Origin of the sequence: Streptomyces sp. RLB3-17 (assembly GCF_007113425.2) — a bacterium.
Classification (GTDB): domain Bacteria; phylum Actinomycetota; class Actinomycetes; order Streptomycetales; family Streptomycetaceae; genus Streptomyces; species Streptomyces mirabilis_D.
Window position 1 is genome coordinate 11,986,557 of record NZ_CP041610.2, and the last position, 26,728, is coordinate 12,013,284.

Here is a 26,728-nt window from a genome sequence, read left to right on the forward strand (position 1 = left end):
ATTGGCCGAGTGCGGCCGGACCGCCGACGTCTGGAAGGCGGGTCACACCCATATAGCCGGATATCGATGTGGTTCGGGCGTGCGGGGGTGCGGCCCCAGATCATGAGTGCGTAGTCACCCCCCCCTCACGAATCGATCACTAAACGTGTTTGCATGGACACCAATGGTTACGATCTTCTTGTCGCCCTGAGATTCGAGACGGCGATAGGACCTTTCGTCGTAAAACGAGGAGCCGCAATCGCCGGTGTGCCGCTTCTGTTCGGCGCGTGGGCATGACGCGTGGCTCTAGCTGTTTGACGCGGGCTGCCGCTGATCGGTTGTGGTCGCTCCGGCGAGGCGGGTCTGCTCGTGGGGGTGCGTATTGAGGAGGCGTGGTTGCAGTGACGGTCCAAGTGAACCAACTGCGGGAGCGGCTATGCGGCGGCGCGGACGGCTCTGGTGCGGGGCGCGTGGTGGAGGTGCCCGGCGATCTGTTCGGGGACGGTCTGGGGTTCCGTCCGCTGTTCGCCGACGGGGTGCTGCGGGCGGTATGGCGGGAGGGGGACGCGGAGGCGCTGTCGTTCACCGGGGCGGCCCGGACCGCGCTGGCGGATGTCGAGGTGCCGGTGCGGGTGGCCTTCGAGCTTGACGGCGGTCAGGTGGTCACCGGTGCGCGGCTGGCTGTGGAATTGCCGGCACCGGGGGTGGCGGGTGAGCTGCTGGGACGGGGTGTGGGCCTTGAGGTGCCGTGCCTGCCGCAGGCGGCTGCCGTCCGTCATCTGGTGCTGCGGCAGCGGGACGGTGTCACGGTTGTCACCGGCCAGGGCGAGCACGGGCGGGTGACAGTGCTCTCCTGCCCGGGCACCGGCAGGATGCTGGCTGCCTCTTCGGGGGCTTGGCACACCCTGTGCACCGATGAGGACCTGACGGCCGAACAGTTCAGTGCCCTGCTGGACGCGGCTGGTGACAGGGAGCTTGAACTGCCCGCGCCGCCTGAGGGCGGATTGCCGGCAGGTACCTGGCTGGTCGTGTCCGGGGTGGGGCCGGGAGGCGGGCCGGTGCTGGTGCCGGTGCGGCCTGAGCGGGCCCGTCGTGAGGTAGATCCGTCGCGCCGGGACGGGCTGGGCCGTCCGCTGCCCGTCCCGCGCGCTGCCGGTGAGCCGGCGGGGGTCCGGCGGGTAGGGATCCGCCGGGTGACGCATGCGGTGGCCACCGCCGACGGGTTCGTCGTCCTCGCTCCCGGGGCGCTAGCCGGCCGACGCCGCCATGCCGGTTTCTCTCTCGGTGGCCTGGCGGACGAGGTGGCGCTGCGGGGGTTCATCGACTTCGGGAATCTGGCGGACGGCAAGTCGAAGGCGGTGACGTACGACAAGCCGCCGCTGTTGATCAGCGGTGGTCTCACGGCCCGCAAGGCCGAACCTCCCTACGCACTCGCGGTGGGCGGGGTGCTACTGGTGGACACCGGCACACTGACCGGCAGCGCGATCGCCGCCGCCTACGCGCCCAGTGCGAACGCGCGGCCGTCGTTCTTCGCGTTCGGCGCCCTGACGGCGGACAAGGGGATCGGCCCGCCGCCGTTCCAGGTACGCGGCATCGCGGGCGGCATGGGATGGCGCAGCAACCTGCGCCTGCCAGACGGGCCGGAGAACGTACCGGATTTCCCGTTCATCCAGGCCCTCGACGATCCCCGCTCGATCGGGGCGACGCCGGACGGCACCGCGGATCCACTACAGGTGCTGGACACCCTCACCGGTGGCGAGAGGCCGTGGATCACCCCGGCCCAGGGCAGCGACGATCCGCTGTGGATCGCGGCGGGGATGGCATTCACCATCGCCGAGCGGCTGGACGGACGGGCGATGCTGGCCCTGCAAACGGGCGCGGACCTGACGTTCGCGCTGCTCGGAGTGGCAGGGATGAGCTTCCCCAAAGAGCCGGGCAAGCGCCGCTACGCCAACATCGAGATCGGGCTGGAGGCGCTGCTCAAACCGAAGGCGGGCGAGCTGAGCCTGTCCGCCGCCCTGACCCCCAACTCCTTCGTACTCGACCCGAACTGCAGGCTCCGGGGCGGGGTGGCGTTCAAGACCTGGTTCGGCGCCAACCCGAACAAGGGTGACTTCGTCGTCACGGTCGGCGGTTACCACCACAACTACCGTCGTCCGGACCATTACCCGCTCGTGCCCCGGCTCGGCTTCGACTGGGACCTCTCCGGTGCGGTCACGGTGTCGGGGGAGGCGTATCTGGCGCTGACGCCGGCGGCGGTGATGGCCGGCGGCATGCTGGATGTGCGCTTCCATTCCGGGGCGTTGCGCGCATGGCTGACCGCGAAGGTCGACGCGCTGATCCAGTGGCGGCCGTTCTACTTCGATGTCGGCATGCGGATCTCGGTGGGGGTGCAGGCCAGCATCAAGATCTTGTTCGTCCGGATCACCATCACGGTGGAGGTCGGGGTCTCGCTGAGCCTGTGGGGACCGCCCACCGGCGGCAAGGCCAAGATCCACCTGTGGTTCATCTCCTTCACCATCGGCTTCGGCAAGAGCCGCGACCTCGACGACAACGAGCTGGCATGGTCCGACTTCCGCACGATGCTGCCGCCGCCCGAGACCGCGGTGCGCGTCCTGCCGGGCGCCGGCCTGCTCACCGACCGTCCCCAGGCACCGGACGGGGAAACCCGCAGCAGCGGCGACGAGCAGGCGTGGCAGGTCTCCACCGCGGGATTCACCTTCTCCACCGACTCCGCCGTCCCGGTCAGCGAGCTGTACCTGACCCCATCCGGCGGCAACCCGGCAGAGACGGGCGGCAAGCTCAACATCCGCCCCATGGGACGCACCGACCTCACCAGCACCCAGCGGGTCTCGCTGGCCCGCGAGACCCAGCAGGTGGACTTGGCCGCCTGGGACCGTACGCGCAGCACCGCCGCCGTTCCGCAAGCCCTGTGGGGCACCGGCAAGGGCGACACGCTGCCCGACCCGGGCAAGCAGGTCATCCCCGCCCAGCTCACCGGGGCGACCCTCACCTCACCCGGGCCCAACTACGGCAACGACACCGGCTACATCACCGAGGAAGCATTCAAGTTCGACCCGATCGACCAGGACGGAACCCAGCCCCTCGACCCGGACGCCCGACCCGTGGGCCCGGCCCCGCAACGGCCGGGCGGGGTGATCGCCACGATCCTGCGGACCGTGGCCGCACGGGAGCAGACCGCCGACCGGGCAGAACTGGTCCAGGCCCTGGCCAGCCTCGGTGTGGATCTCGGCCCGGTGGACGCAGATCTGTCCGCGCACCAGACGGCGGCCGAGACGGCCTTCACCGCCGACCCGATGCTCATCCCCGCCTGACCTCCCGGCACCGCAGCGGTGGCGCATCGCCCTGCGCCACCGCGCCCCGTCAACTGCCGCCGCCCGCCCAAACCTGGAGTGACTGTGCCGTCCACGCCACCGGTGAAGCACCGGACCCGGTTCTTCGACCAGCGCATCCCCTCGCTGTATGCCGGGAAGTACACGATCACCACAGAGCAGTCGATCGGCGGTGTGAATACCGGTGACGCGCTGCCGGCCCGCGTCCAGCGGTTCGACGTGCGCGGCCCCAGGTTCGCGATCGCCGGCGATGCCGTGCACGCCTGTTATCCGCTGCCGGGCTCGACCGGCCGGTACAGCCAGGTGCTGCCCCACGTCACTCTGACCACCCCGGGCGTGCCGTGGCTGCGCCCGCTGGCGGGGCAGGAGCCGTCGGTACCGTGGCTGGCCCTGCTGGTCTTCCGCGAGGGCGAACTGGACGGTGATCCGCAGGCGATCGGGCAGGTGGACGCGTGCATGGTCCGCGAACTGCTCGCCGGGCGCCTGGACAGCGGGCAGACGCTGCCGGGCCGCGGGCCCGAGATCGCCCCTGAGTGGGTCTTCGCGGACGAGGTCGATCTGGTGTGTTCGACCATCCTCGTTTGCCCTGAGCTGTTCACCGCCGTCGCTCCGCTGCCCGAAGAGATGGCGGCGCTGGCGCACGTCCGGGAAGGCGGTCCGCCGGACGCCAAGCGCGGCGACACCCCGCCCCCGGACGAGGAGGAGCTCAAAGCGGTGGTGGTCGCCAACCGCTTCCCCGACGTGAGGGGTGGGATGCACGTGGCCCACCTGGTCTCCTTCGACGGCCACGAAGACCTCCTCGCGGAGGGAGCCTCGGTGCCGGATGAGGGGGTGCGGCTGGTGTCGCTGCGGTCGTGGGTCTTCGAGTCCGAGTATGACAGCGGGATCGGCTTCGGTGACCTGGTCCAGAACCTGGCCGCCGACCTCGATCCGCTGCTGCGTCTGCCGGTTGACGCCCCTGTGGACCCGACACCGGCACAGCGCGAGGCGGTGGAGCGGATCGCCACCGGCGCGACCGCGCTGCCGCAGCGGCTGACTTCCGGGGAGCGCACCGCCGCGTTCTACCGGGGGCCGCTGACCGCCGCTCCCGCCCAGGAGCTGCCGGATCCGGTGGGTAGGGTGCGGCGGGAGACGGTGGACGAGGCCCTGGTCTACCTGGAGAAGTACGGCGTCTACGACACCGGATACGCCTCCGCTTTCGCTCTGGGGCGCGCGCTGGCCCTGGCCGATCCCGAATTCCGCACTCACCTACTGGCCTGGCGCAAAGCCGCCCGCGGTGCCGCCCGCCGGCTGCTGACGCACCCGGAACTCTCCGGCCGCGCCGTCACCGCGGATACCGCGTCCTTGCTCACCCGTGATCTGGCCCGCGACGCCTTCGACAAGCTCCTGACAGGCGACGGCGACGGCTCGCGGGGTGGGGGGTGCAAGCTGGCCCGCGCGCTGGCCGGGGCGGGCGCGGATGTGGCCGCGGGCCGCCGCCGTGCCCCCGCCCCGCGTACCTCTTCGGCGGGCGTGCTGACCGCCGGCTCGCTGCACACCGCACTGGCCCGTACCGAGGTCCGGCAGGTCATCGCGACCGCGACCGCGACCGAGCTGGATCCGGTCACCGCCTGGCTGGACCGCCTCGCGCTGCTGGAGATGATCCCCTTCGAGCATCTGGTCCCCGACGAGCGGATGTTGCCGGTCGAGAGCATCCGCTTCTTCTACGTCGACCCGGGCTGGGTGCAGGCGACAACCGACGGCGCGTTGAGCGTCGGGGTCGGCCACACTCTCGACGCCGACCTCAACGAACTCGCGCGCGGGGTGCGGCCGGCCCCCGCCTGCGGCGTGCTGCTCCACTCCGACCTGGTCGAGGGATGGCCCGACACCATCTACACCGCCTTCCGCGACAACCGCCCGGTCACGCCGGCACGCACCGCGCAGGTCGGCAGCCACGTGATGATGATGCTGTACCCGAAGGTGATCGACACCTTCACCGCCGCCGAGCCCCCGCAAGGGATCCACTTCGGCTTCGGTGACCTGGGCACCATCGAACTGCGCAAGATCACCAGGCCGGACATCGGCGCAAGTATGCGCGACTTCCCCGACGCCCCCGGGGACGACCGCTTCAGCCGTTTCCTGCGCCCCGGCGACCACGACGTCCTCAACATCGCCGGCACCGGGGACCCACTGCTGCCTGCCCTCGCCCAGGCGCACGACGTCGCGGCGCTGTCGTCGGCGCAGTTCGCCCTGCAAATGGTCAAAGCACCCCAGCTGCAGACCTTCGCCCGCCCCTGACCCCTCCCCGGCCCGTCCCGAAGGAAAGCAGACCTGATGTCCTCGCGCAGCAGCAACGCCCTGGTGGTCCCGGTCGAGGTGGCCGCCTTGGTGGTGAACGGCAACCCCCCACACAGCGACGGCACCTTCATCTACCAGCGCTGGCAGCCCAACTTCACCCTGCTCACCGACCACAACATGCCGCCCGAGCCGGCACCGTTCCCCGACGTCCCCTGGCCCGGCCAGGAAGAGCGCCGCGGGGTGTATGTGCACTGGCAGCTCCCCGAAGCCCTCACCCAAGGACGGCACGACACCGAGCGCGGGGTGGAGGACTTCCCTCTGGTCCCCAACCGGTGGCTCGTCGTGCGCCACCAGAGCGCCTCGAAGACGGTGCGGGCCTGGATCGTCGAAAGCGACCACCTGGGCATGGCCACCGGCACCATCTCCTACCTGGACCCGCACGCCGACGTGCCCACCGCCACGAAGATCGGCCGCCGCCACACCCTGACCACCAGCACCCCGTGGCGCGAACCCGGCGACGCGCCGGATCCGTACCTGACCGCCCTCGGGCCCGGCCTGCTGACCTTCTCGGTCTACCAGCCCTACAACGAGAACGTCTTCTCCCTCCACGACACCCTCGACGACGTCACCGGATCCGACCGGATCAGCTACCGAGTGATCGGCTGGTACACCGACGAAGGCAGCGACATCCTCGCCCGCCGCGACGGCCAGAGCCTGGCGGACCTCCTCGACGAACTGGAGTGGCTGGCTCCCGCCGCGCCCAGCAGCGCCGCCCGCACCCTGTACGCGGGCAGTGCGCTGGGCATCGACTGGCAGCCCGACGGCCCCCTCCCCCCGTCCGACATGCCCGACCCGGCCGAGGTGGCGGTGGCCATCGGCAACTCCACCGCCGAGGCCATGTCCGGGCTCGTCGACGAAGCCGACGGCCCCAGCTCCCTGACGGCGGACGAGTCCCGCCTGGTACGGGCGTTCGCGCTGGGCACGCTCGACCAGCTCGACCGCACCGACGGCGACGAGCTGACCGAGCAGGCCGCCCACCGCTCCGGCTTCGGCCCGGCACCGGCCGGCTACACCTGGCACCTGGCCGACCGCACCGACACCCCCGACAACACCGCCTCACTACCGGCAACGGAACGAGCCACGGTGCGGGCGGCCGAAGAGCAGGTCGTCGCCGACCTCAACCAGGCCCAGGCCGACCACGATGCCGCCGAGCAGGAACTGGCCACCGCCCAGCAGCGCCTGTACGTACTCTGGGCTCTCTCACGCGCGGAGAAACTCCCCCCGGACTTCGAAGACCGCATTGGCAACGAACTCGACCCCGCCCGCCCCGACGGCGCGGCCGGCCGCGTGACCGCCTTGATCCGGCGCGTGGCCGACCTGCGCGAGCTCATCCCCTGGGGCACCACGCCGGACAAACTGGAAACCGCCGCAGCCGAGTTCGCCGCCGACAAGGGCCTGCGCACCTCCCGCATCCTCAAGCGCGCCCCCAAAGCACCCTACGAGCACCCCGCCGATCCCGTCCTGCTCCTGCAGGGCGCGCACCTGCACGCACCCATGACCCGCGGCACGTTCCTGCCGTGCCGCACTCCCGACCGGCTCATCACCAAGATCGGCTCCCTGACCGCGGCCTCGGTCACCACCCAGGTCGCCCAGGTCAACACCGCCAATCTGCCCGGCGAAACCAGCGCGCTGCTGTCGGAGTTCTTCCTCCTCGACCACGCCCTCGATACGGGGCTGGATCTGTCCACCGCCGAGGGTGCGCTGCCGGAGTACGGCACCGAGCCGTGGAACCAGCCCTGGCAGCCGCTGTTCCTGCAGTGGGCCGTCGACTACACCGCCATCCCCTACCGCGACCAGTCCGGCACCCACTGGACGTTCAAGAACAACCGCTACCACTGGAACGGCACCGGACAGACCTCGGACGCCTTCGTCATCGCCGGACGCCAGATCCTGGCCCCCACCGCCGGACACGACCTGGACGGCAAACTCGCCGCCCACGCCGCCGGCCGCACCGACCTGCCCGACCTGGCCGGCCTGCGCGAAGAAGTCCGCACCCTCGACATGCTCTCCCAGCGCCTCGACGGCTTCTCCGCCTACCTCGACCAACGCGACCCTCGCGCCGCTTTCACCCCCACCGGGGCTATCGCCGGCCTCATCGGCAACCACGACCAGTACGCACCCCACCCCGGCACCGTCAAAGCCGCCTGGCCCGGCCGCCCCCCGGAGGTCACCTCCTCCCCCTTCTTCGAACTGCGCACCGGCCAGCTCGCCTTCACCCAGCTCATGCTCGTCGACCGGTTCGGCCGCGCCGTCAACCTCTTCGACAACCCCCGCCACTTCCAGTACCAGCGTCCGCTGACGATGGTGCCCGAGCATCCGGTCGAATCCTCCGACACCCACCGGTTCGTCGAACTCTCCCCCCGCCTGCTGCAACCCGCGCGCCTCAGCTTCGACTTCCTCGACGCCACCGCGGACGAGGAAACCGAGCTGACCCCCGGCACCAACCCGGTGTGCGCGTGGATCCTGCCCAACCGCCTCGACAAAACCCTCGCCGTCTACGACCCGGCCGGCCACCCCTGGGGCGAACTACGCACCATCATGCGCCCCGACAACACCAAAGCCGTCCACTTCGAACCCCTGCCCGGATCCCCCATCACCACCCTGGCCGAACTCGCCCAAGCCTCCCCGCACACCCACCACCTGCTGGCCGCCATCGCTGACCCCGACCACAGCCCCGCGGTCTTCGACGCGGTCCGCGCCACCATCGACGACGCGCTCGCCACCATCGACCCCGACGGCCCCGACGACCAAAACCTCGGCTTCCTCCTCGGCCGCCCCCTCGCCCTCGTCCGCGCCCGCCTCGACCTCCAACTGTGCGGCCCGGCCCGCACCTCCCTCGGCTGGAACGAAGTCCTCGACCCCCACGAGCACCCCGCACAACTCCCACCCTGGGAATGGATCATCAAACTCGGCCAGCCCGCCAACACCCAGGACGGCCTCGTCGCCTACGTCCACAACGGCGACTACACCCACCTGGAAACCATCACCGACCCCGCCGGCGACCACGGCGGCTACCTGCGGCCCATCGGCAACGGCGAACGCCTCAAGCTGGCCTTCGAGGGCACCAGCACCGCCACCGTCACCCTCCTGCTCGACCCCCGAGCCCCGGTGCACGCCACCACCGACATCCTCCCCGTCTCCTCCGTGCACGTCCCCGCCCGCTACACCGCCGACGCGCTCGCCCGCATGGCCGTCTGCTTCCGCACCGGCCCCCTCCTCGCCCCCGTCACCGCCGCCCCGTACGCCGCGGTCATGCCCCGGCCCGCCACCGCCACCGGCACCTGGAGCTGGACCGAACCCACCAACACCACCGGGAACTGGCGCACCCTGCCCGTCACCGTCCCTGACCCCGCCGACCTGCCGCTCGGCGCCCCGGAAATCCGCTCCGGCTACCTCGTCCTGCACGACGCCGCCGACAACACCCGCTGACCCCCACCAGAAAGGGCCCCGCACCATGGGCATCGTCACCCAGACCATCGCCGCGCATCCAGGGACGGACGCCGACTTCGGCAGCCAGCTCCAGTACTCCCTCACCAGCGTCCCCGACCCCCTGACCGTCAGTCCGGCCGACTCCGTCGAAACCCGCAACCTGATCATCGTCGGCAGCCGGATCTCACCGAAGCCCATCGAGACCAACGAAATCTCCGTCTACGTGCCCATCGGCACCGAAGCCTGGCAACTCGCCCTCGACCTCACCGGCCTGCAACCCACCACCAACCTCACCAAATGGGATGCCACCGTCGACCCCGGAGGCGAACGCATCCTGTTCAAACCCAACACCGGCCACGCCACCATCACTGAACAGGGCCTCACGCTCCAACTCAACAAACTCCGCATTAACCACCAGGTCGGCACCGCCCCCATCAACATCGAACTCAAATGGCGTGAGCCCGGAACCAGTAACTGGGAAACCGAAACACAAACCCTGTCCATCGGTAAATTCCCCGCCGGGTTCTACCTGCGCAAGCTCAAACCCGACTCCGCCTACATCGAAAACGGTGACTCCGTCACCCTCGAATGGGACGCCTCCGAAGGAGCCACCTACCACCTGCTGTATGAAAACATCGAAATCGACGTCACCGACTACAGCACCTTCCCCGTCCACGACATCCGCCGCAACACCATGTTCTACCTCCGCGGTCGCGTCCAACAAGGAACCGCAACCGCCGAACGCACCATCAACACCTACGTCACCGTCAACCGCCCCGACCTGGAAATCCGGAACCTCGCCGTGCACGGCGAACTCGTGATGCCCCGCATTCTGCGAACCGCCAGCACGGATTTCGGCGTCGCCGACGACCACACCCCGGACCTCATGCTCGACGGAAACCTCGAGACCTACTACCTCAGCGCGGCACGCCCCGATAACTTGAAATCTGTAGTTTTCGATCTCGGTGCCGAACAACCGATCGAAGAAGTGGACATCTACTTCGGCACGCCCGACGGTGACCACTCCACTCCCGGAACCACTCATCTGAACTCTTCCCTGGACGGCGAACGGTGGGATTCCGTAACACCGTTCAGTCACGCCGGAGCGGAAGTGCACTACACACGCCATCCGACCATGCCGCTGCGCGCACGCTATCTTCAACTCCGTTTCTACTCTGTAAGTTTGGAGCGTGTCGCCATCCGGTCCTTCGAGGTCCGGCCCAAACCGGAGGCCATGCGGATCACCCCCGCATCCGCCGTCATCAACGTACCCCTGACCACGAACGGTGGTGTCACCGCGAGCACCGTCCCATGGGATCAAATCACCGGCGTGTAGCAGTAGATCTTGAGCAGGTCCTTCGGGATTGAGCCCGCCCGCGGTGGAAGAGGAGAAACAGAAACCGTGCTCCAACCAGACCGCGAAGGCGGAGCACAGGGCCGGATGCATTGAACGGACGCCCGACGGCAGTGGCGCAGTTGACTCATTGGGGCGAGGTCCAGCCACGCCAGGTCGGCTGAGTCGACGAACAGCAAGACGCCTTGGACGGGATTCAACGGCGCCGAACATACTCGCTCTGCTAACGTCGTCGGCCAAGCGGCAACACGGGCCAACCGTCCGCAGAACCGATGCGCGCCGCGGTGCCGGATGTTGCGGGCTCCGACCGCGGCCAGGGCCTCGCGCAGCCAGAGAGCCGGGCCGCGGCCGCGGAGCGCCGAGCGCGATGAGCTGGGCTGCGGCGTATTCACAGCCCTGCTCCTGGCGGCGGATCTTCTGCGCCGTCCGGTCGGAAGCGCGCGAGTCCGCAGAATCTGAGACACCCGGGGCCGTGAACCGGATCGCAGTCGTCGTTTCGGCGCCGGGTACGTGTGCGGGTTCCCGGCTCGGCCATGGCCCGATTGGGAGTTGCGCGATCGAAACGCTGAGCGGCGGCACCCGCCGGTGCCGCCGCTCGAACGCAGTTGACTACTACAGACCGAAGGCGCCGCCCTCGATGAGGATGAGCAGGCCGATCGCGATCAGGACCAGGGGGAGCAGGACGTGGCCCCAGCGGGCGAGCACCTTCGCGATGACCGGGCGGGTGGCGAAGAACCGGCCTGCGAAGCACCACACGGCCACCAGGACGAGGAACACCACGGCGTACACGCTCATCCCGCCGATGCCGGCGGTGGCGAAGACGGGCACATAGACGCCGATGTTGTCGCCGCCGTTGGCGAAGGTGACCGCGGCGACCTCCAGCGGGCTCGGTCCGCCCTCCTTGGCCTGTGTCTCCTCCTCGTCCCCGTCGCCGTTCCGGTGGTTCTTCCACGCCTGCCAGGCGGCCTTGAGGCCCAGCGCGAGCGGCAGCAGACCGAGGTAGGGGATGGCGGATCGGGCAGGAAGGTGGCGCCGAATGCGGCGGCCACGGCCACGGCGAGGATCGCGGCGAAGCCCAGGTACTGGCCGAGCACGATGCGGCGGGTGGAGCCGCGGTGGCCGGCGCCCTGGGAGAAGAACAGTGCCAGGATCAGGATGTCGTCGATGTTGGTGACGGCGAACAGCCCGGCTGCCTGCCCGATGATGCCCAGGTTCACGAGTGGGCGCTCTCCTCCAGAGTGGGTGTCCCCGTGACGCTACTGGTAGTCCGCAGCGGCCCTCCACGGGGGCGAGGCTCAGTGATCGCCCGGTCATGTCACCGGGGCAGTTTGGCGGTTCGTTCGGGGTGGGCGGCGGTGACGTAGCGCATGGCGGTCTGCTCGGTGATGCCGAACAGGCGCATCAGTCTGAGCGGGTCGGCGCTTTCGGCTGCTGCGTTGAGGATGCGGTCTTGTCTCAGGCCGCTCAGTGTCAGCCCGCGGGGAAGGGCTCCGCTCAGGGTGCCGATGCTGACGGCCGGGTGGTCGGGGTCGACCGCGCTCTTCTGGCTGACTAGGAGGTGGGGGTTGGACGACGCGTGGGCGCGGTGACGGGAATGTCCGGCATGCGGACAGGTGTCGCAACTCTGCGATCGTCTGGCATAGTTCGCAACAGGTCACGAGCGACAGCGAATCGGCCCCGGCCCGCTGTCCGGCAACCCTCCGTCCGTGGCGGGGTGCCCCGGGTGAAGACCAGGCCGCAGGCAGCGAGGTCTGTGGCAAGCGCGGGCCCCTGCCAGTCTGGGGTCCTGGTCTTTCAAGGAGTGTTTCTCGTAAGCAAGCGAGCGCGATAGGGCGCCAAGCGCACCCTTTCACGCTGTCAGGCGCGGTTCCGCCTTGCTGCGGCGCGCGCATGATCTCGCCTGCCTGTCACGAGAGTTCTCCATGCCTGTCTCGACCGCTGTCGCCGTCCAGACCGAAGCAGGGCCCATCACAGGCTGAAGCAACGGGAGTGCGCGGCGTCTCAAGCCTAGTACTCCAGCCGTAGATCGTGATCTTGTGAGTGGGGGCGCCGCTGATATGGCGCGGCCACCATTGACCATCTCGACGAGACCGGCCGCGCCATCGGCGGCGTCCATCCCTCTCTGCCTACTTGAGTCCACCGAGACGAAGGGCATCCTCGATCTCGCTGAGCTTCGCGGACGGCAGGACGCCCGCCTGCCCGGTCAGGTCTTCCCTGGCCAGGGTGACCAGCCAAGTGCAAGGGATGAGGTCGGGACGTGGAAGTGCGACTCTCAGGACGCCTTCGAGAGGCAGTCCTTCGGGGGCACCTACTGCCACCTCAACGGCCACGCCGCTGAGATCGGTGCCCGCGGGAGCGACGACCTGCATCGCCAAGAAACCGGACGCCTCTTCTCCCGACAGCAGTACGACTGCCCGCTGCTCGTTGAAATCTGCCCACCAGACTTCGCCACGTCGCATATGTCCTCCTGATACGGGACGGTGCGCCTGCGTCGCCCCTTCGACCGCCGCCTACTCCAGGCACAGATCGTAATGTTGGCTGGTCAGGGCCGACGATAAGACGGCTGCGGCCACCGTTGATCATCGTGAGTTGTGTGGACTGACGAAGAGACGGTGGCCGCAGGTCACAGCATAGAACCCGCCCGTTGGCGGGACGCGTTCGAGGGTCTGATGGGCCGGATCGCGGGGCGCTTCGCGCGGGTCGAACCCCGGCGCAGGGCGGCGCGGTTGGTGCTCGGTCTATTGGCCGACCTGCCACGCAAGAACTGCTGGACAATCGCGGAGTGGGCCGGCGAGACCACTCCGGACGGTATGCAGCACCTGTTGGGCCGGGCCAAGTGGGATGCCGATGCGGTACGCGATGACGTACGGGAGTACGTGGTGGAGCATCTGCACGACGACCGGGCGGTACTGGTGGTCGACGAGACCGGGGACGTGAAGAAGGGCACCAGCACGGTCGGGGTACAGCGCCAGTACACCGGCACCGCTGGCAGGATTGAGAACTCCCAAGTCGCTGTCTATCTGGTCTACGCAGGTCAGCGCGGCCACACCGCCGTGGACCGGGAACTCTACGTTCCGCGCTCCTGGACCTTGGACCCCGACCGCTGCCGGGCTGCGGGCCTGGACGAGGACATCGTCTTCGCGACCAAGCCGGAGCTGGCCACTCGTATGGTCGCCCGGTTCCTGGACGCCGGCCATCAGGCTGCCTGGGTGGCGGGGGACGAGGTCTACGGCGGCAACCCGAAGCTGCGAACCGCACTGGAGGAACGCGGCACCGGCTACGTCCTTGCGGTGGCCTGCTCGCACGAAGTCACCACCGGTGCGGGGAAGTTCCGTGCGGACATCTTGTCCAAGAAGGTGCCCAAGCGGGCCTGGCAGAAGCTATCGGCAGGGGCCGGGGCCAAGGGGCACCGCTTCTACAACTGGGCAGTCATCGACCTCGCCGACCCCCGCCCCGGGAGTCGTCAGCTGCTGATCCGCCGTAACCGCAGCACCGGTGAACTCGCCTACTACCGCTGCTACTCGCCCGCGTCCGTGCCGTTGGCCGTGCTGGTCAGAGTCGCTGGATCAAGATGGCGGGTGGAGGAGTTCTTCCAATCCGGAAAGGGCCTGGCCGCACTCGACGAGCACCAGGTTCGCCGCTATACCTCCTGGTCCCGCTGGGTCACCCTCGCCATGCTCGCTCACGCCTTCCTCGCCGTCGTCCGCGCCGACGAACACGCCCGCCATCCCGCCCCGGACGAGCTGATCCCGCTCACCTGCAACGAGATCCAGCGACTGTTCACGACGCTGATCGTCCGGCTCGTGCACGATGCAGCCCACCGGCTCCGCTGGTCCGCCTGGCGCCGCCGCCACCAGGCCCGAGCCCAGGTCAGCCATTACCGCCGACAAGCCGCGAATCAGACATGAAGATCACGATCTACGGCTGGAGTACTAGTACTCCAGCAGCACTTTGACGTTTTCCCTGTTCAGGGTCGGTCTGGGTGAGTGTAGAGGGCTGATGGCCGGCCTGTGTTCTCTTTCCCGGGCCGCCCCTCGATCGTGTGCAGCCGCCGCTGATAGTGACAGCGGTCCGGGCAGCCTCCCGGCGTGATCGACGAGCGTGCAGTTGAGATCTGGAACGACGAACTCGAGGAACTGTTCCTGCGTACCGGCCACCGCTTCAGGCGTGTCGAGCCGCGTCGCCGGATGCGTGACTACATCCGTGGACTACTGGGCCCGGTCGGCCGCAAAAACGGCTGGCAGCTGGCCGAATACGCCGGACACCGCACACCCGACCGCCTCCAGCGGCTCCTCAACGGCGCCCGCTGGGACGCCGATGAGCTCCGCGACGACCTCCAGCACTACGTAGCCGAGCGGCTCGGCGAGCCCGACGGGATCCTCATCCTCGACGACACCGGCTTCCTCAAGAAAGGCACCACCTCGGCCGGCGTCCAGCGCCAGTACTCCGGCACCGCCGGCCGCACCGAAAACTGCCAGATCGGCGTGTTCGCCGCCTACGCCACCACACACGGACGCGCCCTGGTGGACCGGGAGTTGTACCTGCCCAAGACCTGGACCGACGACCGCGACCGCTGCCGCGCCGCTCACATCCCCAACGAGCGGACTTTCGCCACCAAACCCGACCTGGCCAAGGCCATGGTGCTGCGGGCGATCGCCTCACCGCTGCCGATCGCCTGGGTGACCGCGGACGCCGCCTACGGCCAGGAATGGCGGCTGCGCCACATGCTGGAGGAGACCAGCCTGGGGTATGTACTCGCGGTTCCCAAGTCCCAGCAGGTGCCCCACTTCGGACGCATCGACCACCTCTTCTCCCAAGCACCCGACGAAGCGTGGGAGAGACGTTCGTGCGGTGACGGGGCCAAGGGCCCGCGCGTCTACCACTGGGCCGCCCTGCAGATCACGCCCATCGAGGACTTCGACGACGAGATGCCCACCCACCAGCGGTGGGCACTGGCCCGCCGCAGCATCAACAAGCCCGAAGAGATCGCCTACTACCTCGCCTACGCACCGCTCGGCACCACCATCGAGCACTTGGTCCGCGTCGCCGGGACGCGCTGGGCCATCGAGGAAGCCTTCCAGGCCGCGAAGAACGAATGCGGCCTCGACCAGTACGAAGTCCGCCGCTACACCGGCTGGATGCGGCACATCACCCTGGCCATGCTGGCGCATGCCTTCCTGGCCGTCATGGCCGTCGACGCCGCGGCAAAAGGGGCAGCAGAAACGGTTCCTGCCTCGCGCCCCTCACCGTGGCAGAAATTCGGCGGCTCCTGGCAACTGGCCACTCATCCATCGCCGTTCACCAGCCCCTCATCAGCGCACGCGCGTTGAGGTGGTCACACTGGCGCAGACGACGCCAAGCCGTCGCCCGCCGCTGTCACTATCAGCGGCGGCTGCACACGATCGAGGGGCGGCCCGGGAAAGAGAACACAGGCCGGCCATCAGCCCTCTACACTCACCCAGACCGACCCTGAACAGGGAAAACGTCAAAGTGCTGCTGGAGTACTAGATGCAGGCAGACCCGGCACCCTTCTCCTGCATCACACGTGTAGTAGGACGAAGCCCGGCACTCTTGTGGTGGGGCGGGCCCTGACCCCAAAAGGGCCTCCTTAAGTGATTTACCTGCACTTCTCTGCCGAAAATGCTGTCGTTGTCCTTCTCAGCTGCCTTGCTGGGATCCTCGTGTACCGGCATAGCCGTGATAGTCATGCCGGCGGGTCACCCAAGGGTGATTTGGCAACAGCAATCGCAGCTGTGGCGGTCACCGTCCTGATTCTGAGCTTTCTCTTTGGGATGGGGGACGGATCGAAGTCAACTGACGAAGTCCCGCGGCCTGCCGCATCGGAAGCGGGGCGATAGACGCCATCGGGTTCTCCAGTTTGGCAACTGGTCGACGTGGTCCAGGGCTCCTTCGTTGGACCACGTCGCTGGTCTCCGCTCTGCTGATCACTGTGGCGTGAGTGGGGACCGTGGATGAGGAAGTCCCAGGTTAACGGTGCCGGCCCGCCGGAAGCGGCGGGTCGGCTCCCGTTTGCTGCGGAGGAAGGTCAGGGTCAAGCCGGCCGGCCGCGTCCAGCACCAGCCATGGCAACGACGGTGCGGTCTCCGTGACCACCGTCCCGATCCCTGGCAGCCGTACCTGTCCGTCGATCAAATCTCGATGAAGGGAAGGAGAATCCTGCATGCTCGCATGACTATTGATCCGAAACGGTAGGGGTTCCGGGGCGTTGACCCCTGCGTGAGTGAACTGGTGGAGGATGCACGGCAGTTGTCGCCGTCGGCGCAGGAGGCCCTTCGGCTGCGGGCGGTGGCCGCCTTGGTGGCGGGCCGAACCCGCGAGGACGTCGCAGTGGTGTTCCAGGTCTCGCTCAAGGCGGTGGACAACTGGTGGGGGAAGTGGCTGGCGGGCGGGCGCGAGGCGTTGGTGGCCCGGCCGCGCGGACGCCGGGTCGGCGAACATCAGGTTCTCGATGCGGTCGAGCAGCAGGCGATCCGGCAGGCCGTGCTGGATCATCGTCCCTGCGATCTGGGGCTGGCTGGGCAGCTGTGGACCCGCGCCGGGGTTGGGAATCTGATCGCGAAGCTGTACCGGGTGCGGCTGACCGAGCAGGGCGTGGGCAATTACCTGCGCCGGTGGGGGCTGTCGTTCCGGCGTCCGGATAAGCGGGCCGTGGAGCAGGACGAGGAAGCGGTCGGCGTCTGGCAAGAGGAGACCTGGCCGGCGATCCGGGCCAGAGCGAAGGCCGAGGGAGGTGAGGTGCTCTTCGCCGACCAGGTCGGCATCCGCTCTGGCCAGGTCACCGGCCGCACCTGGGGTGCCAAAGGGTGCACCCCGTTCGTCCGCCGCACGGGCAACCGGTTCTCAGTCAATGCGATGTCCGCGATCAGCACGAAGGGCCGGATGCACTTCATGGTGTTCCCCGAGACCTTCGACGCCGATGTTATGTGCCGCTTCCTGGACCGGATCGCGGGCCACTTTGACCGTAAGGTGCACCTCGTCGTGGACGGCCACTCCGCGCACCGTTCCCGCAAGGTCCGCGCCTGGCTGGCCGATCACCCGGACCGCATCGAACTGCACCTCCTGCCGTCGTACTCGCCGGAGCTGAACCCTGACGAGCTGGTCAACGCCGACCTCAAACGGAGCCTTCCGATGCACAGCCGGGCCCGCGACCAGGCCCAACTCGCCGCCGAGACCCGCAGGTTCTTCCACCGCCGCCAACGCCAGCCACACATCGTCCGCGGCTACTTCGGCGGCCCGCACGTCCGCTACATCCTCGAAGAGAACTGTGACTGAGCGCTTCAGTTGGCCACTGTGAGCGTCACAGTTGGCCGGGGGGAACAGCGACCGATTCGGGTAGCTGATGGTGGTTCGATTCGGTCTGCCGCAGGGCTCGGGAGCCTGACCGGTCCCGGTTCAACCCCAGCGGTCTGCGCTTCGTCACGTAGCGGACAGGCTCCATGCTCCGGCCGAGCGCACCTGGTAGTAGCCGCGGCCCGGCCACTTGAACGTATGCTCCCCGGCGCGACCCTCGGTCACCGTCACCCAGTAGGCGAGGCGGTCGTCCAGCGCCTCCAACTGGATCAGGCTCGGCCCCGCGTAGTGCAGGACGCCCGGGCCCGGTTCCCCGCGGTAGTGCACGACATCCGATCCGGTCCCGTTGATCTCGTCGTGGAAGCGCGGGACTTCTCGCAGCGGGGCCGCAGTTGCCGTCCACGCCTCCCGCTCGCCGGCGGCAAACACGCGGAAGGCGATTGCCTTGTTCCCTTCCGGCAGCGGAATCCGGGCGGTGATGGGAGTGCCGTCGCCGGACAGCCGGTACAGGCGTGAGGAACGCCCCTTCCTGCCGCCCTCGAACCGTAGGTGGACCCGTGCATGCCCATTGGTCGAGAAGACCATCACGGCCGGGCGGTACGACGGCATTTTCAGCTGATGGGTCTGCTCGCCGCTGCTTCCCTTCCCGCTGACCTGCGGCTGGGGGACACGCGTCGGCGTCGTTGGGCGAGGCTTGGCCTCGCGTGGCTGTGTGCGGACTCTGCTGCCTGGTCCCGGCTGTCTCGGAGTACTGGGGCTCGGGTTCTTGGCCAGGCGGACCGCGTCCGCTGCGCATACGGCAATGTGGCGGGCGGCACCCTCGGGAGGCGCCCAACTGACCTTCCGGGCGGCCCGACCGTGCCGGGCGTCGAAAAAGCACAGCGGCATGTGATCCGGCAGAGGTCGGCCGGCGATCAGGGCATCCAGACAAGCCAGCGCGTGCCTGCCCTCGTCCAGCGTGCGCAGGACATCGAGTGTGTCCGCCCGCATCCGATCGCTGGCGATGTCCCGCTTTGCCTGGTCGTATGCGTCGAGAGCACGCGCCAGCTCGGCCCGCATCTCATCGGTGGCGCCGGACTGGCCGGGGCTGAAGGAATGGACGTCCAGAGCCTCACCGAAGGCTGTGATCTCGGCCTCGATCTCGGAGAGCGCCGACTCGTCGCGTCCGCGCCATGGCCACAATCGGCGGAGCCCCCCGCCCACCCCTCTACGCATGGTCGCAATCATGCCGCACGGCCCGGCAGGCACGTCCTGGGTTCGGGGCTGAGCACGGAGCGGCAAGCTGAAGCATTCAATGGCTAACTGAGGCACTCAGTCACAAGAACTCTTTGAGTTTCTGATCAATAGGAATCGCGGCCCCCGGATCGAGCGGGTCCCCAAGTTGGTGCAGTTAACAGACCATTTGCGGGTGCTGGCCTGCTGGGGCACCGTGCCGACGGACTCCAGGTCGTCCCACAGCGTCCACGGCCCGCGGGCGAAGAGACGCTCGGGGTGGCGCGAGTCGTCCAGGACCGTGAAGCCGTCGGCCTTCAGCTGCCCGTTGCGAGCCAGCTGGACGAAGCGCACGCCGTGCTCGCGCAGCAGCGGCAGCATGAACTCCTCGACCAGCAGCCGGGTCTCGGGCCACTCGCTGCCGGTGGCCATGTAGAGGACGGCGGTGCGCTCCAGGTCGATCCCGTGCGTGGCGGGGTCGGTGAGCATCCGCGCGAGGTAGGCGGTGGAGTCGGCGCCGAGACCCCAGTTGATGACGGTGTCCAGATCGTCGGTGGTGCTGAGGCCGGGCAGCGACGGCGTATACGTGGTACGGGGCATGGCGGCCCGTCACTCCTTCTGGGACTGGCCCGTGCCCGGCGGTGAACGGCCGGGCACGGGGCGGTTGGGGATGTCAGAGCAGGGCGAGAGTTTGCGCGGGGTCCGGGACCAGGAGGGCGCGCTGCTCGGCGAGCAGCCTGGCGCTGCCGTCCGCGCGCACGTCCTCGGTGGCGGGCGGTGCGAGCAGGGGCCGGCTCAGGTCGGCGGCGACCTCGGCGGTGTGCATCGCCGCCTCGGCGTGGTCCAGGGCCTCGATGAGGATCACCGCGCGCACGAGCGCGGCGAGCAGGCTGGCACTGGCCCTGAGCGTCGCTCCGCTGGCCTCGGTGCCGGGCCGGTAGAGGCTGACCACCGCGCCGCCGGTCGCGGGGACGGAGCTCAGCAGCTGGGCGTGGTCGTGCGGGTGGGCGTGGTCCAGGCCGCGCGGCAGGACGGCGAGCGTCGCCCGTCCGGCCAGGGCGGCGGCCCGGTGGGCGGCCGAGTCGACGCCGTACGCGAGTGTCGCGGTGACCGTGTGACCGGCCTCGGCGACGGCGGTAGCGAAGGCCCGCGCACGGGTGATGGCCAGCTCGGTCGCGTTGCGGTTGCCGGTCACCGCGACGGCGCTGGCGGTGAGCTGCGGCAGTCGGTCGCTCCTGGTCCGGCAGGACCAACTCGCACACCCCCACGACCTACGACCCCTGCCGCGGCTCAAGGAGTACGCGCCCGCACCTGTGCGGGCGCTCGTCGCCGACTACGAGGCCCGGACGGCCGAGCCGGGCTTCCGGCTCACCTTCGGCGGACCCGAATACGACGCGGCCGTGCACGCCGTCGCCGACCGCCTCGCCGGGCAGCCGGCCTTCCAGGCTCCCGACGAGCCGCCGATCCGTACAGGGCCGATCGTCGTCACCCTGTACGCGGGCGGCGGCCCGCGGCCCCGAACCCGACCCGCTGTCCGACCCCGCCAAGGTCCGCACGGCCCGCGCGGGCCTGTGTGACGAAGCCTGGCCCGAACTCCGTGCGGCGCTGCGGCTGTGGCGCCCGGTGTGCGAGGACCATATTGCCCCGATATCTCTGTTCACCGACCCGGTCCTGGCCCAGCTGATCACATCGGACCGCGGCCGCGAGATCCTGGCCACGCCCCGAGGCACGGGACCCGGCGTCCAGTAGCCTGGAAGTTCCGGCCGCCAGGGACAGCAACACCGTACGGGGGAAGGCCATGACCGAGGAAAGCGACGGCGTCGTGATGTACTGGCGTCCCGGCTGCGTGTTCTGTATGAACTTGCGGCTGAACCTGCTCTTCACACGCCTGCGCTACACCAAGCGGAACATCTGGCGGGACGAGGACGCAGCGGCGTTCGTCCGCTCCGTCGCGGACGGGAACGAGACGGTGCCCACCGTCACCATTGCCGGGCACGCCATGGTCAACCCGTCGAAGCGACAACTGCTGGACGCGGTCCGCGCGTACGCGCCGCACTTGCTGGCGTCCTGACCTGGTACTGCGAGCAGAGGGCCGGGGCCGACGGCCTCTGGACGGCCCGGAGCCATGCGCGCAGCGCAGCCTCCAGTACTCCTCGGTCTCGACGAAACCGGCATCCGCGTCGTTGTTCGTACCGAAGGCGTCCGCAGCGGCTGCGGGGTCGAACCCGGGCGGGGGCGGCGCGACCGAGACAGGCCTGACCAGCCCGTCGGGCTCTGATCGAGGCGCTGTATCAGGCAATCTCAGGCTGGTCAGCCAGGTACGCCGAGCGCTCACTCTGAGTCAGGGACCTGTGGACTGCCTGGTCGATCTTCCTCATGGCAGAGAGAGGATCAGACAGAGAGACATCCCACAGCCGGACCTTTTCATCGACTCCGCCGCTGGCCAGGGTGCGGCCGTCCGGGCTGAACGCCACCGAGTCGACGGTGTCGGTGTGTCCGTTCAGGGTGTTGAGCAGCCCGCTGGTGGCTATGTTCCACAGCCGGACTGTTCTGTCGTCCCCGCCGCTGGCCAGGGTGCGGCCGTCCGGGCTGAACGCCACCGACGCGACGCCGTCGGTGTGTCCGTTCAGGGTGGCGCGCAGCTTGCCCGTCGCCACATCCCACAGCCGGACCTTTTCATCGACTCCGCCGCTGGCCAGGGTGCGGCCGCCCGGGCTGAACGCCACCGACTCCGCGCCGCCAACGTGCGCTTTGAAGCTGGCGCGCAGTTTGCCGGTCGTGGTGTCCCACAGCCGGAACTTCCCATCGTCCCCGGCGCCGGCCAGGGTGTGACTGTCCGGGCTGAACGCCACCGACTTGGTGAACCAGTTGTCCCTGTGCCCGCTCAGGGTGCTGCGCAGCTTGCCCGTCACCACATCCCACAGCAGGACCGAGCCATCATCTCCGCTGCTGGCCAGGGTGCGGCCATCCGGACTGAACGCCACCGACTCCACAGTGTCCTCCGCGGTGTCGGTGGCGTTCAGGGTGGTGCGCAGCTTGCCCGTCGCCGTATCCCACAGCCAGACCGCACCGTCGTAGTCGGCTACGCCGCTGGCCGCCAGGATGCGGCCGTCCGGACTGAACGCCACCGACGCGACGCCGTCGGTGGCGTTCAGGGTGGCGCGCAGCTTGCCCGTCGCCGCATCCCACAGCCGGACCTTTTCATCGACTCCGCCGCCGGCCAGGGTGCGGCCGTCCGGGCTGAACGCCACCTGCGCCACGCCACCGGGGGCGTTCAAGGTGGCTTGCGGACTACCAGCTGCCGTGTCCCACAGTCGCACCGTGTTGTCGGCTCCGGCGCTGGCCAGGGTGTGGCCGTCCGGGCTGAACGCCACCGACGCGACGATGCCGGTGTGTCCGTTCAGGGTGCTGTGCAGCTTGCCCGTCGCCGCATCCCACAGCCGGACCTTTTCATCGGCTCCGGCGCTGGCCAGGGTGTGGCCGTCCGGGCTGAACGCCACCGACGCGACGCCGTCGGTCTGTCCGTTCAGGGTGGTGCGCAGCTTGCCCGTCGCCACATCCCACAGCAGGATCTTCCCATCGACCCTGCCGCTGGCCAGGGTGTGGCCGTCCGGGCTGAACGCCACCGACTCCACGCTGCTGAGGGTCTTCAGGGTGGTGCGCAGCTTGCCCGTCGCCGCATCCCACAGCAGGATCTTCCCATCGGACATCTGGTCCTTTCCACCGGACTCGCTGCTGGCCAGGGTGTGGCCGTCCGGGCTGAACGCCACCGACGCGACGCCGTCGGTCTGTCCGTTCAGGGTGGTGCGCAGCTTGCCCGTCGCCACATCCCACAGCAGGATCTTCCCATCGACCCTGCCGCTGGCCAGGGTGTGGCCGTCCGGGCTGAACGCCACCGACTCCACGCTGCTGAGGGTCTTCATGGTGGTGCGCAGCTTGCCCGTCGCCGCATCCCACAGCCGGACCTCCCCATCGAACGGCTGGTCCTTTCCCTCGGACTCGCTGCTGGCCAGGGTGTGGCCGTCCGGGCTGAACGCCACCGACTCCACGCTGCCGAGGGTCTTCATGGTGGTACGCAGCTTGCCCGTCGCCACATCCCACAGCCGGACCTCGTCGTCTCCGCCGGTGGCCAGGGTGTGGCCGTCCGGGCTGAACGCCACCGACGTCACACCATCGGTGTGCACGGTCAGGCGGTGCTGGAGTGGGAGAGCCGCGGCAGCGAAGAGGCTGGCGATGGCCTCCTTCGTCGGACTGGTCCGGTACGCCTGGACCGCCAGGAGAGACGCCAGGTCAGGGTTGGCCCCGATGAGACCGTCGGACTCTGCGGCGAGTTGGCGGGAAACGGCCATCCGCTGTGCGGTGAGCGCCTGGTGCCGCTGCTGCTCGCTGACCCGGTATTGCTGCCACGCGATCAGTCCCGCGGTGAGGGCGAGCACGAGCAGGATCGACAAGGCCAGAGTGAACTGGCGCAGGCGCCGGGTAGTGCGGCCGGCTGCTTCTTCTTCGCGGCGGCGGGCCGTGGTGCTGAAGACGAGGAACTCCCGTTCCAGAGCCGTGAGGTCGCTCTCGACGTCTGTGCGGAGGAAGGTGTCTTCGGCTGCGGTGAGCCGGGTACCGCGATACAACGCGCCCGGGTCACGGTCGAGGTTGTCCCACGTCCGTGCGGCTTCGGTGAGCTGACGGTGAAGACGCAGGCGGTCGCGTGCCTCGTTGATCCATGCCTGTAGCCGGGGCCACGCGGCGATCAGAGCTTCGTGGGCCAGGTCGACGGTGTCCTGCTCCAGGGTAAGCAGGCGGGCGAGGGCGAGGTGTTCGAGGACCTTGGCCGTGCCGTTGGGGTCACCGAAGTCGAGCTCCGTGCGAGGAGCGGGCCGTCGGGTGTCGGGAGTTCCCTCGCCCGGGGTGATCAGGCGCAGCATGATGCGGCGCACGAGGTCAGCCTGGGCCGGGGTGAGCTGGGTGTGGACGTCTTCGGCGGTGCGAGCGATGGCGCCGTGGATGCCGCCGACGGCGTCGTAGGCGGCTTTGCCCAGGGTCCGGCCCTTGCGGCGGTGCCAGGTCTCCAGCAGTGCGTGGGACATCAGCGGCAGTCCTCCGGGCTCGCCGGTGACCTCCTCCACGATTCTGGCGGTCAGTGCCTGCTCGACGATCAGGCCGCTCGCCATGGCCGGTTTCACGATCGCTTCGCGTAGTTCCGCAGGGTTCATCGGGCCGACGAGCAGGCTGGTGGTGCCCAGGGCCTGGGCCAGGGCGTCGTGTTCGGCGCAGCGCCCGTAGAAGTCGGCCCGTACCGCCAGGACCACCCGTAACCGGCTGCCGGGTTGGAGGGCGGTGAGCGCGAGGTCGATGAACGCTTTTCGTTCGGCGGGGTCGGTGCACAGGGTGAAGACTTCCTCGAACTGGTCGATCACGACCACCGTCTCACCCGGACCGTCCTTCGGCGTGAACAGGGCGGTGTGGGCGCGTGCCGGGTGCGGGCCGGGGGTGAGGATGCGGATGGCGGCCGGACGCAGCTGAGGGGAGGGTTCGGTCTGCAGGGCGGGGATCAGCCCGGCACGGAGGAGGGAGGACTTCCCGCTGCCGGAGGGCCCGAACACCGCGCTGAACCGGCGCCCCCGCACCAGCATCAGGACCTCGCCGACCAGCCGCTCCCGGCCGAAGTACCGTTCGCGGTCCCCCGGCTCGAATCGGGCCAACCCCTGGTAGGGCGGATCACTGTCGTCGGCAGCCACTGCCGCGGCGGTTGTCTCCGCGTCCGCCGCCAGCCAGCGCCGCTCCCACTCCTCGCCGTCGCCGCCGCACGCGGCTACATAGGCCAAGGTGACCGGTAACGACGGCAGTTGCTCACCGGCGGCCGCCCGCGACAGCGTCGTGAGGGAGTAGCCGGTACCGCGGGCCATGGCTCGGTAGGTGATCCCGCCCGCCTCCTGGCGCAGCTTGCGCAGCTCGAACGCGAACCGCTGCACCGGCCCGGCACCCGGATCCAACTCTCCCTCCTGGCGTCCCACCCAGCACCCTCCTCCGCCTCAGCGCCGAGTCGATTGCGCGGTCGGCCCGCGTCAACCTACGCATCCCGACAGGTGGCCGCAATGCTGCCTCATCCGCCGGTCTTCCTCCGCGCCCACCCCGTGACCAGCAGCGTGGCCTTTGTTGCGTACGGCAGGAGGGGGCTGCGCAACAACCACCAGACCGCGAAAACTCGGTGAAAGACGAGGCGGACGAGCTAGCAGAGCGGCCCCCGGACACGGGGCTCGATCTGCAAGCGCAATGACATACCTCGACACCGGGCGCCCGCAGACGGCGGGCGCTCTGCGGGCGATCACCGATCGGCCAGGAAACCAAGCGGAACAGGAGAACCGAGCATGACCGACAGCAATCAGGCACCGCCGTACCCGGCGGGCGGCGCGGGAATCTTCGACGTCGATCCCGCCCAGGACGGCATCAGCCAGGACCCCGCACAGGCAGTGACCGGAGACGTCGACGCCCTTCCCGAAGACTTGGAGCCGTGACATGGGAACCGTACAAGGAATGATCTCCGCCGCCCGCAAGCTCCTGGGCACCGGCGAACACCCGCCGGGCTCCAACCACAACGCCGTCACCGCCTGGTACGGATTCACCGGCCCGTGGTGCGACATGTCCATCAGCTACGAGGCGGCGCACTCGGACAACCTCAGCGCCGTGATGGGCAAGTACGCCCTCACCACCGCCCACGCACGGGCCTTCCAGAATCACGGCCGCTGGCACTACGGCATCGGCGGCATCCGCCCCGGGGACATCGTCTTCTTCGACTGGTCCGGCACCCGCTCCATAGGCAACATCGACCACGTCGGACTCGTCGAGGCCGTCCACTCCAACGCCACCATCACCACTCTGGAAGGCAACACTTCCGACGCCTTCCGCCGCAGGCTCCGCAACAGTGCCTGCATCGTCGGATACGGCCGCCCGGCCTACGGCAACGCCGCGCCCATGCCCGGCCACGACGGCATCCTGCGCCGCGGCTCGACCGGCAATGCGGTCAAGACACTGCAGAAGAACCTCAACACCGTCCTGCACACGAAGCTCACCGTCGACGGCCAGTTCGGTGCTGGCACCGAAGCAGCCGTGCGCGCCTTCCAGTCCAAGTACCACCTGGCGGTGGACGGCGCCTACGGCCCGCAGGCGGCAGCGGTGATGAAAGCCGCCCTGGCCGGACGCAGCACGCCCAGCAAGCCCGTACCGAAGCCGCCGACCGGAAAGCTGACCGTCGACGGCGAGTTCGGGCCCGCCACCTGCGCTGCCCTGCAGCGAGCACTGAACGCCCGCGGCGCGGCCAAGCTCGTGGTCGACGGTGCCTTCGGACCGCTGACAACCAAGGCTCTCCAGCACTACCTCAAGGTCGCCCAGGACGGCGTCGTCGGCCCGGTCACCGTCAAGGCACTGCAGCACCACCTCGGTGCGACCGCCAACGGCGTATGGGACGCGGATACCACCCGCCACCTGCAAAAGGCCCTCAACGCCGACACGTTCTGACCAACCCACGACAGGCACCACCCACAGGGGCCGGACGGATCCTGACACACCGCACCGGCCCCCCTCAACCCAACCGCCGAACCCTAACTGAACAGGGCGCTGCGGTCCTTGTCCGTCTGTGACGGGACGGACAAGGACCGCAGCACTCAAACCCCAAGGTCCCGCCACCCACTTCCGGCGGCGTGGCCGTCCTCTCCGACACCAGAGATTTTTTACAAAAAGGTAAACCAGGTGAGTCACATCC

16 protein-coding genes, 1 pseudogene and 1 riboswitch are annotated in these 26,728 nt (G+C 69.0%); of the genes and pseudogenes, 11 read left to right on the plus strand and 6 right to left on the minus strand.

The window, feature by feature from the left end; all coding sequences use genetic code 11:
- Positions 1-380: 380 nt before the first annotated feature.
- The 4 genes from FNV62_RS56835 to FNV62_RS54265 all read left to right on the plus strand — a co-directional run bounded on the left by FNV62_RS56835 (position 381) and on the right by FNV62_RS54265 (position 10,434).
- A complete protein-coding gene (locus FNV62_RS56835; protein WP_144316360.1) occupies positions 381-3,314 on the plus strand; it encodes a DUF6603 domain-containing protein in 2,934 nt (977 codons plus the stop codon).
- Positions 3,315-3,398: 84 nt separating this feature from the next.
- Positions 3,399-5,609, plus strand: a complete 2,211-nt coding sequence (locus tag FNV62_RS54255; protein WP_205523220.1) for a hypothetical protein — start codon at positions 3,399-3,401, stop codon at positions 5,607-5,609.
- A gap of 36 nt (positions 5,610-5,645) precedes the next feature.
- A complete protein-coding gene (locus FNV62_RS56840) occupies positions 5,646-9,098 on the plus strand; it encodes a hypothetical protein (protein WP_225900774.1) in 3,453 nt (1,150 codons plus the stop codon).
- 25 nt (positions 9,099-9,123) lie between these two features.
- Positions 9,124-10,434, plus strand: coding sequence for a discoidin domain-containing protein (locus FNV62_RS54265; protein ID WP_144316361.1), 1,311 nt, complete (start codon positions 9,124-9,126; stop codon positions 10,432-10,434).
- A gap of 630 nt (positions 10,435-11,064) precedes the next feature.
- On the opposite strand, the pseudogene FNV62_RS54270 reads toward FNV62_RS54265, so the two are convergent.
- A pseudogene (locus FNV62_RS54270) lies at positions 11,065-11,669 on the minus strand (cadmium resistance transporter).
- A 435-nt stretch (positions 11,670-12,104) separates the two neighbouring features.
- Positions 12,105-12,221: riboswitch (SAM riboswitch) on the plus strand.
- A gap of 357 nt (positions 12,222-12,578) precedes the next feature.
- Positions 12,579-12,911: a type II toxin-antitoxin system PemK/MazF family toxin gene (locus FNV62_RS54275; protein ID WP_144314455.1), complete on the minus strand. Its 333-nt coding sequence runs from the start codon at positions 12,909-12,911 to the stop codon at positions 12,579-12,581.
- Between the two features lie 210 nt (positions 12,912-13,121).
- Between FNV62_RS54275 and FNV62_RS54280 the strand changes: the two genes are divergently transcribed.
- The 3 genes from FNV62_RS54280 to FNV62_RS54290 all read left to right on the plus strand — a co-directional run bounded on the left by FNV62_RS54280 (position 13,122) and on the right by FNV62_RS54290 (position 17,745).
- Complete coding sequence (locus FNV62_RS54280; RefSeq protein ID WP_144316376.1) at positions 13,122-14,360, plus strand: IS701 family transposase; 1,239 nt, start codon at positions 13,122-13,124, stop codon at positions 14,358-14,360.
- Positions 14,361-14,543: 183 nt separating this feature from the next.
- Positions 14,544-15,782 carry an IS701 family transposase gene (locus FNV62_RS54285; RefSeq protein ID WP_375336837.1) on the plus strand — a complete coding sequence of 413 codons (1,239 nt, stop codon included), beginning with the start codon at positions 14,544-14,546 and terminating at the stop codon, positions 15,780-15,782.
- Positions 15,783-16,689: 907 nt separating this feature from the next.
- Positions 16,690-17,745: an IS630 family transposase gene (locus FNV62_RS54290; RefSeq protein WP_205523221.1), complete on the plus strand. Its 1,056-nt coding sequence runs from the start codon at positions 16,690-16,692 to the stop codon at positions 17,743-17,745.
- 144 nt (positions 17,746-17,889) lie between these two features.
- On the opposite strand, the gene FNV62_RS54295 is transcribed toward FNV62_RS54290, so the two are convergent.
- The 3 genes from FNV62_RS54295 to FNV62_RS54305 all read right to left on the minus strand — a co-directional run bounded on the left by FNV62_RS54295 (position 17,890) and on the right by FNV62_RS54305 (position 20,170).
- Positions 17,890-19,074, minus strand: coding sequence for a hypothetical protein (locus FNV62_RS54295; RefSeq protein WP_144316362.1), 1,185 nt, complete (start codon positions 19,072-19,074; stop codon positions 17,890-17,892).
- Complete coding sequence (locus FNV62_RS54300; protein ID WP_225900776.1) at positions 19,075-19,575, minus strand: hypothetical protein; 501 nt, start codon at positions 19,573-19,575, stop codon at positions 19,075-19,077.
- Between the two features lie 73 nt (positions 19,576-19,648).
- Complete coding sequence (locus FNV62_RS54305) at positions 19,649-20,170, minus strand: DNA-processing protein DprA (RefSeq protein ID WP_164657687.1); 522 nt, start codon at positions 20,168-20,170, stop codon at positions 19,649-19,651.
- On the opposite strand from FNV62_RS54305, the gene FNV62_RS54310 reads away from it, so the two are divergent.
- Together FNV62_RS54310 and FNV62_RS54315 are read left to right on the plus strand one after the other, a co-directional pair.
- Positions 20,136-20,552: a hypothetical protein gene (locus FNV62_RS54310; RefSeq protein ID WP_164657688.1), complete on the plus strand. Its 417-nt coding sequence runs from the start codon at positions 20,136-20,138 to the stop codon at positions 20,550-20,552. The genes FNV62_RS54305 and FNV62_RS54310 overlap by 35 nt on opposite strands.
- Positions 20,553-20,773: 221 nt before the next feature.
- Entirely contained in the window at positions 20,774-21,046 is a 273-nt protein-coding gene (locus tag FNV62_RS54315; protein WP_144316365.1) for a glutaredoxin domain-containing protein, read from the plus strand.
- A 220-nt stretch (positions 21,047-21,266) separates the two neighbouring features.
- Here FNV62_RS54315 and FNV62_RS54320 read toward each other — a convergent pair whose 3' ends face one another.
- Positions 21,267-24,983: an eIF2A-related protein gene (locus tag FNV62_RS54320; RefSeq protein ID WP_225900777.1), complete on the minus strand. Its 3,717-nt coding sequence runs from the start codon at positions 24,981-24,983 to the stop codon at positions 21,267-21,269.
- A 354-nt stretch (positions 24,984-25,337) separates the two neighbouring features.
- Between FNV62_RS54320 and FNV62_RS54325 the strand changes: the two genes are divergently transcribed.
- Together FNV62_RS54325 and FNV62_RS54330 are read left to right on the plus strand one after the other, a co-directional pair.
- Positions 25,338-25,484 carry a hypothetical protein gene (locus tag FNV62_RS54325; protein ID WP_164657689.1) on the plus strand — a complete coding sequence of 49 codons (147 nt, stop codon included), beginning with the start codon at positions 25,338-25,340 and terminating at the stop codon, positions 25,482-25,484.
- A gap of 1 nt (position 25,485) precedes the next feature.
- Positions 25,486-26,484 carry a peptidoglycan-binding protein gene (locus tag FNV62_RS54330; protein ID WP_144316366.1) on the plus strand — a complete coding sequence of 333 codons (999 nt, stop codon included), beginning with the start codon at positions 25,486-25,488 and terminating at the stop codon, positions 26,482-26,484.
- The last annotated feature ends 244 nt before the right edge of the window (positions 26,485-26,728 follow it).

Bases quoted from the DNA above. Each gene is read 5' to 3' on its own strand.
- FNV62_RS56840 (WP_225900774.1), top strand. From the start codon at position 5,646: ATGTCCTCGCGCAGCAGCAACGCCCTGGTGGTCCCGGTCGAGGTGGCC.
- FNV62_RS54265 (WP_144316361.1), top strand. From the start codon at position 9,124: ATGGGCATCGTCACCCAGACCATCGCCGCGCATCCAGGGACGGACGCC.
- FNV62_RS54275 (WP_144314455.1), bottom strand. From the start codon at position 12,911: ATGCGACGTGGCGAAGTCTGGTGGGCAGATTTCAACGAGCAGCGGGCA.
- FNV62_RS54280 (WP_144316376.1), top strand. From the start codon at position 13,122: ATGGGCCGGATCGCGGGGCGCTTCGCGCGGGTCGAACCCCGGCGCAGG.
- FNV62_RS54300 (WP_225900776.1), bottom strand. From the start codon at position 19,575: ATGCCCCGTACCACGTATACGCCGTCGCTGCCCGGCCTCAGCACCACC.
- FNV62_RS54310 (WP_164657688.1), top strand. From the start codon at position 20,136: ATGGCCAGCTCGGTCGCGTTGCGGTTGCCGGTCACCGCGACGGCGCTG.
- FNV62_RS54315 (WP_144316365.1), top strand. From the start codon at position 20,774: ATGACCGAGGAAAGCGACGGCGTCGTGATGTACTGGCGTCCCGGCTGC.
- FNV62_RS54325 (WP_164657689.1), top strand. From the start codon at position 25,338: ATGACCGACAGCAATCAGGCACCGCCGTACCCGGCGGGCGGCGCGGGA.
- FNV62_RS54330 (WP_144316366.1), top strand. From the start codon at position 25,486: ATGGGAACCGTACAAGGAATGATCTCCGCCGCCCGCAAGCTCCTGGGC.